The sequence below is a fragment of the uncultured Acetobacteroides sp. genome, from assembly GCF_963667355.2.
Lineage (GTDB): Bacteria > Bacteroidota > Bacteroidia > Bacteroidales > ZOR0009 > Acetobacteroides.
In genome coordinates, this window is sequence record NZ_OY763328.2 from 2826262 (window position 1) to 2839396 (window position 13135).

General features: G+C 43.3%; 13 protein-coding genes. 4 read left to right on the plus strand and 9 right to left on the minus strand.

Going from position 1 to position 13135, the window contains the following annotated elements:
• Positions 1-68 precede the first annotated feature (68 nt).
• The 4 genes from ACHZA1_RS11620 (at position 69) to ACHZA1_RS11635 (ending at position 4139) form a co-directional block, all read left to right on the plus strand.
• The gene (locus tag ACHZA1_RS11620) at positions 69-692 is read left to right on the plus strand and encodes a hypothetical protein (RefSeq protein WP_320052047.1); all 624 of its coding nucleotides are present in this window, start codon (positions 69-71) and stop codon (positions 690-692) included.
• 78 nt (positions 693-770) lie between these two features.
• Complete coding sequence (locus tag ACHZA1_RS11625) at positions 771-1919, plus strand: hypothetical protein (protein WP_320052048.1); 1149 nt, start codon at positions 771-773, stop codon at positions 1917-1919.
• A gap of 190 nt (positions 1920-2109) precedes the next feature.
• Positions 2110-2958 carry a hypothetical protein gene (locus tag ACHZA1_RS11630; RefSeq protein WP_320052049.1) on the plus strand — a complete coding sequence of 283 codons (849 nt, stop codon included), beginning with the start codon at positions 2110-2112 and terminating at the stop codon, positions 2956-2958.
• A 77-nt stretch (positions 2959-3035) separates the two neighbouring features.
• Complete coding sequence (locus ACHZA1_RS11635) at positions 3036-4139, plus strand: hypothetical protein (RefSeq protein WP_320052050.1); 1104 nt, start codon at positions 3036-3038, stop codon at positions 4137-4139.
• Positions 4140-4768: 629 nt separating this feature from the next.
• On the opposite strand, the gene ACHZA1_RS11640 is transcribed toward ACHZA1_RS11635, so the two are convergent.
• From ACHZA1_RS11640 to ACHZA1_RS11680, 9 genes are all read right to left on the minus strand, one after another.
• On the minus strand, positions 4769-5239 hold the full coding sequence (locus ACHZA1_RS11640) for a hypothetical protein (protein ID WP_320052051.1): 471 nt from the start codon (positions 5237-5239) through the stop codon (positions 4769-4771).
• A 195-nt stretch (positions 5240-5434) separates the two neighbouring features.
• Positions 5435-6442: a hypothetical protein gene (locus tag ACHZA1_RS11645; RefSeq protein WP_320052052.1), complete on the minus strand. Its 1008-nt coding sequence runs from the start codon at positions 6440-6442 to the stop codon at positions 5435-5437.
• 7 nt (positions 6443-6449) lie between these two features.
• Positions 6450-7382 (minus strand): hypothetical protein, encoded by a 933-nt coding sequence (locus ACHZA1_RS11650; RefSeq protein WP_320052053.1) that lies wholly within the window; start codon positions 7380-7382, stop codon positions 6450-6452.
• Between the two features lie 2 nt (positions 7383-7384).
• The gene (locus ACHZA1_RS11655; RefSeq protein WP_320052054.1) at positions 7385-8455 is read right to left on the minus strand and encodes a hypothetical protein; all 1071 of its coding nucleotides are present in this window, start codon (positions 8453-8455) and stop codon (positions 7385-7387) included.
• A gap of 27 nt (positions 8456-8482) precedes the next feature.
• Complete coding sequence (locus ACHZA1_RS11660; protein ID WP_320052055.1) at positions 8483-8923, minus strand: hypothetical protein; 441 nt, start codon at positions 8921-8923, stop codon at positions 8483-8485.
• 528 nt (positions 8924-9451) lie between these two features.
• Positions 9452-10444, minus strand: coding sequence for a hypothetical protein (locus ACHZA1_RS11665; RefSeq protein ID WP_320052056.1), 993 nt, complete (start codon positions 10442-10444; stop codon positions 9452-9454).
• The gene (locus ACHZA1_RS11670) at positions 10441-11382 is read right to left on the minus strand and encodes a hypothetical protein (protein WP_320052057.1); all 942 of its coding nucleotides are present in this window, start codon (positions 11380-11382) and stop codon (positions 10441-10443) included. Before ACHZA1_RS11670 ends, ACHZA1_RS11665 begins: the two co-directional genes overlap by 4 nt.
• Positions 11379-12242 (minus strand): hypothetical protein, encoded by an 864-nt coding sequence (locus ACHZA1_RS11675; protein ID WP_320052058.1) that lies wholly within the window; start codon positions 12240-12242, stop codon positions 11379-11381. Before ACHZA1_RS11675 ends, ACHZA1_RS11670 begins: the two co-directional genes overlap by 4 nt.
• Positions 12243-12251: 9 nt before the next feature.
• On the minus strand, positions 12252-13127 hold the full coding sequence (locus tag ACHZA1_RS11680; protein WP_320052059.1) for a hypothetical protein: 876 nt from the start codon (positions 13125-13127) through the stop codon (positions 12252-12254).
• Positions 13128-13135 lie beyond the last annotated feature (8 nt).

Here is a 13135-nt window from a genome sequence, read left to right on the forward strand (position 1 = left end):
CTTTGATTGCGCGGTTCGAATTTCATATGTCTAATAATGGTCATCGAGCTAATTATGTAGATGTGTCTATGAGGCAAAGTTTTGCAAACTTTATTGCAGGATGGAGGGATGCATCATTGCAAGGTCGTCGATATCTAATTGTATGGATGAAGGGAGGTGGAATTACCTACCATTATTCGAGTTCAAACTTGTCTATCACAGCACCAGTCGTGTACGATGGAACGGATGGACGCGTAGCTTACCAGGAGCAGAATGGACCGCTGCATAGCTACAAAACGATTGTCGACTCGTACGTAAACACCAACGGCACCACCTACGATGGCGACTTTAGGGTAAACGGGCGTATTGGTATTGGTGCAAACCCTGCTGGCAGCGATGCCGCCCTATCGGTAAAGGGGAAGGTGGTGGCCTCGGAGATTAAGGTTACTGATTTGGGTACCATTCCCGACTACGTGTTCGACCCTTCCTACCAGCTTATGGATCTAAAGGAGGTGGAGGACTTCACCAAGGAGAACAGGCACCTCCCCGGAATCCCTTCGGAAGCCGAATTTAAAAAGGAGGGCATGGATTTGGCAACCATGAATGCCAAGCTGCTGCAGAAGGTGGAGGAGCTGACGCTATACACCATTCAGCTAAACAAGCGGGTTGCCGAATTGGAGCGTAAGAACAAGCGACCAAGGGGCAAAAGGTAGCCCAATGGCGTACGCTAACGTATCAGGCATCCGTAGGAGCCCATACTCTGAGAATATATTTACTAAATAAAGATGTATATGAATAGAATTGTGAGCGGCATGGCGGTGCTTCTGCTGCTATGCATGGCCGAAAAGGGAAAGTCCCAGAATTCGGATATGGGACCAAATCTGATTAACAACTCCTACATGTATATGCTAGATGGGAATAAGCCCACTGGTTTTAGAACAGAAGGAAGCATAATAATTGAAGCGGTACATCCCTATACAAAAGGATTTGAGGGGCCCTACTGCCCAACTGCCCCTGCAGGTGCTGCTGCAAGCGTAGATGCTGCAACTGCAGCAAGCCCATATTGGTTTGGCGTCTACAACAAGGGAAGCCGAATTTGGCGTGGGGGCTTAGCTGATGGTTGGCATTCGTATTCAGATGGGCATATCCTAAAAATAACAGGGGATGGAAGTAAAAATGAAAATAATATGGTCATATTCCCATTTGAGACTAATATCTTCTCCCAAACGGTACGATTTAGGGCTTGGATTAAGATAGTAAATGCCGACTGGGTCGGTTTTGGGAATGACGCTGGGTATTATTATGGTCAAAAGAACACTGGAAATTTTTCAGTTACCAAAAGTGTAACGGATGCCGCACAGGACGGCTGGTATTTTATTGATAAAACCTTTACAATATGCAGCACCACCTCGCTCGATAACTTTGCCTTCTCTTTGGGCGTTTCCGGTCAAAACATAGAGGTTTACCTAGCGCTACCGCAGCTTACCCCTGTTGATCCTACGGGATGGCGTTCGAGCATCACCGATGTAATCTCGCGCGAGGGCATCACCATAAACCCTACCACCAAGAATGTGGGCATTGGCACCTACGACACCAAGGGGCATAAGCTGGCCGTTGCGGGTAGCATGGTTGCCGAGCAGGTGGTGGTAAAGCTGCGCGACCAGTGGCCCGACTACGTTTTCGACCCCACCTACTCGGCTATGCCGCTCAGCAAGGTGGAGACCTACGTAAAGCAAAATGGGCATCTACCTGACGTACCCTCGGAAAAGGAGCTGCAGGAGCAGGGGGTAGACCTGGTGAAGATGAATGCCACCCTTCTGAAAAAGGTGGAGGAGCTAACGCTTCATGTAATAGAGCAGAATAAAGCAATAACAGAACTAAAACAGGTTGTGAAGGTGCAAAATAAAAGGATTAAAAAGCTTGAGGCTGTTCCTAAGTAGGGGAAAAAAGCAAGAACTCAGGTGGATGTACAAAGATAGGGCATCACTTTTGTTACTACCCTTTTCATTCGCATTCCTCTGTTTGAGCATAGTTTAAGGAATCTATATTTTAAAGGATAAGTAATTTCGACAATCTACTATTGTAAAATGACAATTCACTTCTATTGTTAATCGTAAAAAAGTAAGAACAATGAAAAGACAACTTCTATTTTGTATGATAATGTTGTGTTCTATATTGAAAGTAGATGCACAAAATTGGAGCGGAACAACGCCTGGTGATATCTACTACAATCAGGGAAATGTAGGTGTAGGATTGCAGAATTTGAGTTACAAATTTTCAGTTGGCGACAAAGGTAATATCTATTCAATCAACCCTCATTCTGCCGGCGTCAATTTATATTCAACAGGAAATTATGCACCTCATTACCAAACAAATTTTTCGATATATAAGGGGATTCCAGGAAGTGGAGAACTAAAACTGATGATTGACCAAAATGGAAATATGGGAGTTGGGCTTATGAATTTGACCTACAAATTTTCAGTTGGCGACAAAGGTAATACCTATTCAATCAACCCTCATTCTGCTGGTGTAGACTTATACTCAACAGGAAACTATGCGCCCCATTACCAAACAAACTTTTCTGTATATAAGGGCATTCCAGGAAGTGGTAAATTAATGTTATTAATTGATCAAAATGGGAATGTCGGTGTAGGAACTAATTCTCCTAAATTTAAGCTTGATGTTATAGGAACCATTAGGGCACGGGAAATTAAGGTTGATTTAAATGGCGCCGACTTTGTTTTTGAGAACGGCTACAACCTCCGCCCGCTTACCGAGGTGGAGTCCTTTGTTAAGGCCAACAAGCACCTGCCCGATGTTGCTCCTGCCTCCGAAATGCAAGCAAACGGTGTTAGCATTGGCGAAATGAACGCCAGGCTGCTGCAGAAGGTGGAGGAGCTGACGCTGTACACCATTCAGCTAAACAAGCGGGTTGCCGAGCTGGAGCGTAAGAACAAGCGACCAAGGGGCAAAAGGTAGCCCAATGGCATACGCTAACGTATAGGGCATCCGTAGGGCCCATACTCTGAGAATATATTTACTAAATAAAGCTGTATATGAATAGAATTGTGAGCGGCATGGCGGTGCTTCTGCTGCTATGCATGGCCGAAAAGGGAAAGTCCCAGAATTCGGATATGGGACCAAATTTGATTAACAACTCCTACATCTACCTGCTCGATGGCAGCAAGCCTGCAGGGTATAATGTCGATGGAAATATTACCATAGAAGCAGTACATCCTTTTACTAAGGGATTCGAGGGTCCCTATTGTCCAACTGCACCTGCGGGTGCCGCTGCAAGCGTAGATGCTGCTACCGCGAGTACTCCCTACTGGTTTGGCGTCTACAATAAGGGAGGCAGAATATCGCGCGGTGGCTTAGCTGATGGATGGGGTGGATGTCCAGATGGGCATATACTAAAGATTACGGGTAACAGCAACTCAAATAACTGCTATGTAACATTTCCATTTGAACGAAATGTTTTCCCTAAGACCTATAGGTTTAGGGCCTGGATCAAGATAGTGAATGCCGATTGGGTTGGTTTTGGTACCGATGCTGGGTATAACTATGGGCAATATAAATGTCAAGGAAATTTTAGCGTAACCAAAGCACAAACAGATGCCGCTGCCGACGGTTGGTATTTTATAGATAAAACAACAACATTCTCCAGCACAACTTCGCTTGATGGATTAGTCTTCTCCATGGGCTTTTCTGGTCAAAATATCGAGGTGTACTTAGCGCTGCCGCAGCTTACTCCTGTTGATCCTACGGGATGGCGTTCGAGCATTACCGATGTAATATCGCGCGAGGGCATCACCATAAACCCCACCACCAAGAATGTGGGCATTGGCACCTACGACACCAAGGGGCATAAGCTGGCTGTTGCGGGTAGCATGGTTGCCGAGCAGGTGGTGGTAAAGCTGCGCGACCAGTGGCCCGACTACGTTTTCGACCCTGCCTACTCGGCTATGCCACTCAACAAGGTGGAGACCTACGTAAAGGAAAATGGGCATCTACCTGACGTACCCTCGGAAAAGGAGCTGCAGGAGCAGGGGGTAGACCTGGTGAAGATGAATGCCGCCCTTCTGAAAAAGGTGGAGGAGCTAACGCTCCATGTAATTAGGCTGGATAAGGAGGTAGCACGCCTCAAAAAGCGGAGGTAGCAGATTAAAAAAAAGCCATTGGTGTCCAATGGCTTTTTTTTTGGTAGTTCAGCATGAGCCGCTCGATTTCCTGTTTTTGCTCAGTAGGGTAAAGCGCCACTTACGTCCCCATCTTTGCAGCTGCAAGGCGCCTACTTTGGCTATGTATCCTACTTATTTCTTCCTCAATGCTACTTTCCCGAGGGTTGAAACGACACAAAAGTAGTATGCAGCAAGAAACAAGTTGTACCAGCAACAAAAGTGCAGCTTCATACATTAAAAAAGTAACTTGCAGCAACAAAAAAGTAGTTTCAAGCTGCAACGGCAAAGCTGGTACAACCTCGTCGAGGGTTGAAACAACTTTTTTGTTGCTACAGCAATGGCCTTGTTGTTCGAAACTACTTTTTTGTAGCTGCAAACAACGGTTTTATTGTTGGGGGAACTTTTTTGTACTTCTAACCCGCAGCTTTATAGCTTGAACCCTCGGTTTTGTTGTTTTTACCTGCAATGTCGAAGTTGTAAGCTCTGGTTTTGTTATTTCAACCCCCGGTTTCCTTATCCGAAGCGGAGGATTTCTCTTTTCAAGCTTCGGAAGCAAAGAAAAAGGAGGCATGTTGGAGCCTCCTGTCTTGTTTTTTGTGGTAGCAGCGCTACTTCTTAGGTGCTTCCTTTTTGGGCGTACGGCCCTGGAAGCGAGCCTTGAGGTCGTCGTAGATGGTTTGCGCCTCCGAAGCGCCATGTTTGGCGGCATCGCGTACCGAGTTGTAGTAGGCGAGCGCTGCCTCCATGGCCTCGTTGCCAGCCTGAATGGCGGTATCGTTAATCGATTCGGTAAGAAGTGCGCTGGTGCGCCCCATGGTGGTAAGATCTCCCCAAAGCTTAAAGTCCTTCTTCATCTCTACCTTATCTACATAAACGGGCATGTACTCGGGGTGAGATTCGTTGTACTCTAGCACTTTCGACACTAAGGTGTTCGACTTGTCGCCAATGCGGATGCTGGCGCTGCGCTCTTCGGGGGTTAGGCTGATAAACCAAGGGTACTTGGCCTTAATCTTTTCGATGTCCTGCTTAAACTCGGCCATCATTGCCTCGGTAATCTCGGCTGATACTTTGTTGGTCATTGCTTAAATAGTTAACGAGTTAATTGTTGTAAATAACGCCGTAAAATTAGCAGATATTAAAAAACAAAACACAGCAACCACGCGACTAAAGCTAATAATCACAAAATACCAAGCGTTTCATTTCAAAAGGCTAGGATGATAAGCGCGAGCCTAAGAGTAGAGGGCCACCAGCTGTTCCAGTAGCCCTCTATATCGCTATTCTTTCGAGCTCTTATCGGCCAGCTTTTGCTTCAGCAGCTCTATCTCCTTTTTCTGCTCAATAAGGTAAAGCGTTAGCTCCTCCACCTTTTGCAGCAGCTTAGCGTTCATCTCGCCAAGGTTAACGCCATTTTGCTCCACCTCCTTGGCGGTAGGCACTTCGGGCAGATGGCCGTTGGTGGTTATAAACTGCTCCACCTCCGATAGGGGCTTCAGCTGGTAGTCTGGCTTAAATACGAAGTCGGCCCAACCGCTCTCCACCTTCACCTCCTTGGCGCGGATGGTGCCATTAACGTCAAGGAGATTTTGAGGGGTAGAGGTGCCGATGCCAATGTTGCCTTTACTTTGAACGACCATTCTAACATTCCCATAATTATCTTCCATTTGGGCTATTGGCGTTATATCGCCTGAAGCGCACCTTATTCTAAGCCCCTTACCTTGCCCTCCGTTGTTAACAATTTGAGCGCCCCAGTCTGTGTTAGAACTTTGTAGAATATCCAACTTAGAAGTTGGTGACTCTGTTCCAATGCCTACATTACCGTCAAAAAAGGCAGCAGAAGAAGCGTTTCCCTGAGCCGTATATAGTGCGGTCCATCGCCCACGAACATGTGCAATTCCAGATAACTCTGCACCACCAACATACTGATTGTCATTCTGAAAATATTTAACCCTAAAAGTTCGGGTATCAACAGTTCCCTGTAACCCATTTATGTCTAGTTGTGCAAAAGGGGAGCTTGTCCCTATTCCAACCCTGTCATCCTTAAAAATAGATACCACTGGATGACCTGTTGAACCTTGTAAATTCCAGAAATATGTAATAGCAGAAGAGCCTCTAAAATTGAAGTATAGATCTTTCGCGTCAGTCCATACCTCATTACCAGCACCTGCCCAAAGGTGTCCTCCAATTTTTGTATTACCATCTGGGAGTGGTGCTGTGTTGCTTTGAGCATAAGAATGAATAGTTAAAAATGGTACAAGTAGGAAGATTAGCGATGCTTTTTTCATGGTATTGCTATTTTTTTAGTTGAAACTTTATCTCATTAATCTGTTTTTGCAAATCCTCAATCTTCTTGTCTTTTTCTATTAGGTATAGCGTCAGCTCCTCCACCTTTTGCAGCAGCTTGGCGTTCATCTCGCCAACGCTCACGCCGTTGGTTTGCATTTCGGCGGCAGGGGCAACATCGGGTAGGTGCTTGTTTTCCTTTACGTATGCCTCCACTTCAGTAAGAGGGCGAAGGTTGTAACCTTTCTCAAAAACGAAGTCGGCTCCGCTGGTGTTTACCGTAATCTCGTCGGCTCGTACCTTACCGGCCACATCGAGTTTATAGTCGGCGTTCGCTTGGGTGGTTTTGCCGATGAGGATGTTGCCATTAGATGAAATTCGAAATCGTTCATTAAGGAATCCAGCATATCTCGTATAAAACCTAAGACCACCGTATCCACCACCTGCGGAATTATCGTAGTACGAAGCAATACGACCTACAGTATGTCCTCTATCTGCAACCTTAAAATCGATATCTATCCTCGTTGCATCAGCACTTGGATTATCATTTGTTGAAAGTAAGAGATGTCCTGATTGTGCAATATTATAAACTTCAAGTTTAGCCGATGGATTGGTGGTTCCAACACCAATATTGCCTTGATTTCCAATAACCAGTCGATATTGATTGTCATCACCAATTGAGAATTCTCCATTCCCTAATCTTCCAGGATGAATATACCAAGATGCAGGTACGCCATCTGATTTTAATAGATGTATTCCAGCGTTTGTGCCAGTTCCATTTAACTCTAGCTTATAGGCTGGAAGAGAAGTCCCGATCCCTACATTCCCATTTGTTGATATTCCGATACCACTTGTTCCATTTGGAACGTAAAGAGTTTGTGCTTTTAGAACTGGCATAAGAAATATTCCAACAAGTAGAAGTAGTGTTTTCTTGTTTGTCATCGTTAGTGAGAGATTTTTCGTTTATTGTTGAAGGTTGAATTCCTGCTTTTCAAGAGTTCTATTTCGTGCTGCAATTGAGCGTTTATTTGCTTTTGATTTTTTAGTTCTTGCTTAAATTCTTTGCTTATTTTGCCTTGTTCTATTAGGTATAGCGTCAGCTCCTCCACCTTTTGTAGCAGCTTAGCGTTCATCTCGCCAACGCTCACGCCGTTGGTTTGCATTTCGGCGGCAGGGGCAACATCGGGCAGGTGCTTGTTCTCCTTTACGAATGCCTCCACCTCATTAAGAGGACGAAGGTTGTAGCCGTTCTCAAAAACGAAGTCGGCGCCGCTGGTGTTTACCGTAATCTCGTCGGCTCGTACCTTGCCCTCCACATCGAGCTTGTAGGCGGTGTTTTTCTGGGTGGTTTTGCCGATGAGGATGTTGCCATTCTTCAAAACATTAAAAGGAGAAGAGGCCGCACCGTTATATCCTTCTAATGAGAATCTTTCGTCTCTCGAAGTTAGTTGCCAACCTGAAATATTGGGATTAAATATTGTACCTTCTCTAACGTTCCGATTAAATCCAATGCCAGATATTTCTCCCACATGAATACTGACTCCATTATTTCCGTCAGATATAACTAATTTAGAGTCTGGATTTGTGGTTCCAATACCGATATTGCCATCTGCTTGTGCTACAAAAACGCTTTTCCAAATACCTCCATCCCAACTTGTCACTCCTATATGAAATTTATCTACAGCCGAGCCATAGTCGTCTCCAATATTTACCCGTAATTCCGAATTATTTACTCCGTTATTATACCTTGCAAGCCATAAAACATCTGTATTATTTGCAGCTCCAAGAAAATTCAGTTTATTTCCGTAGCCAGATGTTATTTCATTGTCTAAGCCTACAGCAATATCGCCATTTACAGTAAGAGGCAGTAAAGGGGCGGATGTGCCAATTCCGACATTCCCATTTGTTGATATTCCGATACCACTTGTTCCATTTGGTACGCATAGAATTTGTGCGTTTAGGCTCATTGCAAGACATAAGCCAGATACGAGTAGAAGTACTTTCTTTTTCATCATGAGAGTATTTTTATTTTCAAATGGTAATTAATATGAACGGTTAGACATTTTGTTTTTGCTGGATTTCTGCTTTACCATTTCTTTTAGTTCTTTTATTTCCATCTGCAACTCTAAACCTAATTTTTCCTGTTTGGTAAGGTTTTGCTTTAGTTCTGTGCAAATTTTCTCCTGTGCAATGGAGTACAGCGTCAGCTCCTCCACCTTTTGCAGCAGCTTGACGTTCATCTCGCCAAGGTTAACGCCATTCTGCTCCACCTCCTTGGCGGTAGGGATTTCTTGTAGGTGACCGTTAGCGGTTATAAACTGCTCCACTTCGGATAGAGGCTTTAGCTGGTAGTCGGGCTTAAATACGAAGTCGGCCCAGCCGCTCTCCACCTTCACCACCTTGGCGCGTATGGTGCCGTTAACGTCGAGAAGATTCTGAGGGTTAGGGGTGCCAATGCCCACCCTCTCCTGCATTATACTCATATAATCACGAGTTTCCGAATTAGGGGAAACAACAGGTTCACTTACGGTTAATGAACTGTTGATGGATGCAATACTTTCGGGGTGTATTAGCGCCCCTTCTATTCGAACAACGATACAATTCCCTTTATTTGACAAATGATAAATAGGAATCTGTGAAGTTGTATTGTCAAAATCCCCCAATTTCCATTGATTTGCTAATTCTCCAGAAGCCGCAACAACCTCGGTAGACTGAGTAAGATAATCGCTACTAGCATTCCTTAACATCATATATCGCTTTGTAAGTTTACCAATATTCAGTTGGTAGTTGTAACCTCCTGTTATTGTTACTTCAAAAGTCCCATATAGGTGAATCTTTGGGAATTTTATAAATGCCACCTGATTTTGTTGGCCATTGTCAAATGAAATAAAAAATGTTTTTTCAAAATAATTGTTGTTTTGTGCTCTTAAGGAGGCAATTCCTCCAAAAAGGACTATGTAAAGAGATAGAAGTATTCCCCTTACTGTTTTAGTATAATTTCCCATGCTTGCTTAATTTCTCCTTTTTGATACTTTGTTTAAATGAAGTCTTAATTGCTTTATCTTTTCGTTGCATCTTCTGTTTGCTTTATTCAATTCAATCACATACAGCGTCAGCTCCTCCACCTTCTGCAGCAGCTTGGCGTTCATTTCGCCAATGCTAACGCCGTTGGTTTGCATTTCGGTGGCAGGGGCAACATCGGGCAGGTGCTTGTTTTCCTTTACGAATACCTCCACCTCATTAAGAGGGCGAAGGTTATAGCCTTTCTCAAAAACGAAGTCGGCGCCGCTGGTGTTTACCGTAATTTCGTCGGCACGTACCTTGCCAGCGACATCGAGCTTATAGGCCGGGTTGGCTTGGGAGGTTTTGCCGATGAGGATGTTGCCCTGTGTGTAAAGAATATCATTGCCCTGCTTGATAAATGAAGGGGTTAAAAGGTGGTTGTTGATATTATCCCTATTTATTGTTGTTGTAGGATTGCCTGCTTTTACAGTATATTCAGGATGATTAGGATCGGAAGAATTATAGATTATGTCATTGTTGTATGCAACTTGCAAACTGGAGGGGTAATCTGATTCGTAATGATATACAAATCCCCCACCTCTAAGCCAAATGGTAAATCCCATACAGTGCATCGAATGTGTAGCATCGGCAAATGTCTCATGGTAGGTTTGCCTTAAATCGGAGATTCGCCAATTGTAGGTAGAGCCTCCCCAATTTCCATAGTTAAGATCTATTTCGAGGGTAAGCCCTCCTTTATGGGTTGGACTTAGCTCATTGGGACCTGCTTCGTAGTAGGCACGAAAGATTCTAAGATGGTTAATTCTATCCTGATTTCCATACTTAAAAATTACGGGATAAAATGTATCCTTATCGCCATTAACAACAAAGGTTCCCTTATAAAGGGAATGGTTCTCGGAAGTTTCAGAACCTTGTAGCTGCCCTTTAGCAACAAAGGATACCGTAGAAATAAGTGTGATGAGAAATATTAGTTTCGTTTTCATCTTTTTGTAGAAAGCTTATTTAGTTGTTTTTTTAGCTGCTGTATTTCTTTGTTTTGCTCATCATTAACCTTGTTCTGCTTAATGATGTACAGCGTTAGCTCCTCCACCTTTTGCAGCAGCTTGGTGTTCATTTCGCCAAGGCTAACGCCATTTTGCTCCACCTCCTTGGCGGTAGGCACTTCGGGCAGATGACCGTTGGTGGTTATAAACTGCTCCACCTCTGCTAGAGGCTTTAGCTGGTAGTCGGGCTTAAATACGAAGTCGGCCCAGCCGCTCTCCACCTTTACCTCCTTGGCGCGGATGATGCCGTTAACGTCGAGTTTATTTGAAGAAGGATTTGTTCCAATACCTACATTTCCATTGATGAGCATATTTGAAGGAGTTGTGATTGTTGATGAAATATCAAAATCAGGAATCGTAGTTGGTGTTGGAGATTCCACCAATTTTATTTGGTTAACACCGCTTACTTCATCAACCTTATTTTGTTGAAAGGTTATTTTGGCTATGTAGTCAGAATAAAATCTTACATCTAAGTATACAGGTATAGCTTTGTTTTGGTAACCACCATAAGTTGAATTCAAATCGTATGGTTCTCCTAATACTACTTTTGCGTAGTGATTAACTCCTTTAGAATCGGCTAGGTAGATAACTGAAGATGAGCCTTGCGTTCCTTGGTTATAGCCAATTTCAACAAAGTACTTTTCGTAACCAGTACCAAAATATTTGCTAAATAGTTCGATGATTAGCATCCCGTTAGGTTGCCAATGGTAAGAGTTATACCCAACAGTGGCTATTTGGTAGCGTTGGGGTACTGCTGCGTTGGCTCCTAATGAATTTGTTATAAATGTTTTTAATCCATTTTGGTCAGTGTATGTTTGTGCAAATGATGCAGCAGACTGACATAGTAGAATAAATAAAAAGATGATTCTTGTTTTCATTTATGATTGATTTTTAAGTGTTTTTTATTTTCAATAATTAGACTGTCAATCCTTTTATTTTGATTGATAATGTACAGCGTCAGCTCCTCCACCTTCTGCAGCAGCTTGGCGTTCATCTTGCCAAGGCTAACGCCATTCTGCTCCACCTCCTTGGCTGTAGGGATTTCTGGTAGGTGACCGTTAGCGGTTATAAACTGCTCCACCTCTGCTAGAGGCTTTAGCTGGTAGTCGGGCTTAAATACGAAGTCGGCCCAGCCGCTCTCCACCTTCACCTCCTTGGCACGTATGGTGCCGTTAACGTCGAGCCTGTTCTTTGGTGAAAAAACTCCAATCCCAACATTTCCATCTTCATTCCAAACCCCGTTAGGAAAGGTAATGTTACCAGCAAATGCATTGGCGTAGGGTACTGTTACAATATTTGTCCCGCTTATTGGTTCATCTACAATTGACCAGTTTGCAAACCAGCTAGGAATCTCATCCATCCCGTTTGCATAGGCTCTCACAGTAAAGCGATTGTAGTATTGCCTATCATCAATGAAGATTGATACAAAGCCATTTTCATTGGCAAGCTTTACCATAGGCGTGTATGCTCCCCAAGATGATATTTTTGGATACCAAAATATCCCATCATAGATATACCATACTAAGTTAAGTCCAATAGGTTTACTACTACCATAATTATATCCTTCTATAGTTATAGTAGGCATTTGTGTACCATTCGTATATGGTAATTTTGTCTTTATCTTAACGCCATAGGTAGGCGTTCCATTATAGGCATAGTTGATAACCGGGTTGTAGTTTTGCGTAAACCCCAAAGTGGTTACTAGTAGAAACAGCAGACAGAGAGTTGTTCGTTTCATAGTTTATTTTTATTGTTTTGCTTTTAAAGTCTCAATTTCTTTGCGAAGTGATTCGTTTTCCTCGGATATCTTTATCATATAAAGCGTTAGTTCCTCTATCTTTTGAAGTAGTTTTGCCTGCATATCGCCCATATTAACTCCATTTTGCTTGACTTCTGTTTCGGAAGGTATTTCGGGTAAATGCCCATTAACGTTGAGGTACTGTTTTACTTCAGAAAGAGGTTTGAGGTTGTAGTCATGTTTAAAGACAAAGTCGCTCCAACCATCAAGCGTTACTTTTACCTCCTTGGCGCGTATGGTGCCGTTGACATCAAGGGCATTCTGAGGTGTATACGTACCAATTCCAACGAAGCTATCAAGTATGATTTTGTTACCATTGTTAGATTTAAGATATAACCCCTTTTCATCTCCATAGGAATAAATATATGAATGCTCTCCATCTGACCAAAGGCTCAAGTTATCCCAATTTGCTGTGGCGTTATCTTTGTTGTAGGTTCTGATAATACCATTGACGTCTAATTTTGCACCTGGGGTCAATGTTCCTATCCCCACAGTACCATCGCTAGTTAGCGATAAGATTGGCAAACCATTGTATTTAAAATCAAGAAATGCAGAACTGTATGTATCTCTGCTAATGAAATTCCATGGTCCTCCAGTATGCCCATATGGTTGAAGTGAAAGCCTTAATACTTCTCCTGTCGAATGTGCAGGCGCTTCCTGTTTTCCAATATGTAAGTTTGCTGGTGAAGATATTGATGTTCCAATTCCTACATTCCCTTGATTGTAGTATAGGAATCCAGAATTGTTAGTCCATCCTTGAGCATTAGAAAGATAGGAACAGGATAGTAGAAGGAATACCATCAATAGCTTTTTAGTCTGTTTCATGAGGATTT

Excerpts from the sequence above, each read along its gene's own strand:
- ACHZA1_RS11670 (WP_320052057.1), bottom strand. The coding sequence starts at position 11,382 with ATGAAAACAAGAATCATCTTTTTATTTATTCTACTATGTCAGTCTGCT.
- ACHZA1_RS11620 (WP_320052047.1), top strand. The coding sequence starts at position 69 with ATGAGGCAAAGTTTTGCAAACTTTATTGCAGGATGGAGGGATGCATCA.
- ACHZA1_RS11650 (WP_320052053.1), bottom strand. The coding sequence starts at position 7,382 with ATGACAAACAAGAAAACACTACTTCTACTTGTTGGAATATTTCTTATG.
- ACHZA1_RS11630 (WP_320052049.1), top strand. The coding sequence starts at position 2,110 with ATGAAAAGACAACTTCTATTTTGTATGATAATGTTGTGTTCTATATTG.
- ACHZA1_RS11665 (WP_320052056.1), bottom strand. The coding sequence starts at position 10,444 with ATGAAAACGAAACTAATATTTCTCATCACACTTATTTCTACGGTATCC.
- ACHZA1_RS11645 (WP_320052052.1), bottom strand. The coding sequence starts at position 6,442 with ATGAAAAAAGCATCGCTAATCTTCCTACTTGTACCATTTTTAACTATT.
- ACHZA1_RS11675 (WP_320052058.1), bottom strand. The coding sequence starts at position 12,242 with ATGAAACGAACAACTCTCTGTCTGCTGTTTCTACTAGTAACCACTTTG.
- ACHZA1_RS11625 (WP_320052048.1), top strand. The coding sequence starts at position 771 with ATGAATAGAATTGTGAGCGGCATGGCGGTGCTTCTGCTGCTATGCATG.
- ACHZA1_RS11660 (WP_320052055.1), bottom strand. The coding sequence starts at position 8,923 with ATGAGTATAATGCAGGAGAGGGTGGGCATTGGCACCCCTAACCCTCAG.
- ACHZA1_RS11640 (WP_320052051.1), bottom strand. The coding sequence starts at position 5,239 with ATGACCAACAAAGTATCAGCCGAGATTACCGAGGCAATGATGGCCGAG.
- ACHZA1_RS11635 (WP_320052050.1), top strand. The coding sequence starts at position 3,036 with ATGAATAGAATTGTGAGCGGCATGGCGGTGCTTCTGCTGCTATGCATG.
- ACHZA1_RS11655 (WP_320052054.1), bottom strand. The coding sequence starts at position 8,455 with ATGATGAAAAAGAAAGTACTTCTACTCGTATCTGGCTTATGTCTTGCA.
- ACHZA1_RS11680 (WP_320052059.1), bottom strand. The coding sequence starts at position 13,127 with ATGAAACAGACTAAAAAGCTATTGATGGTATTCCTTCTACTATCCTGT.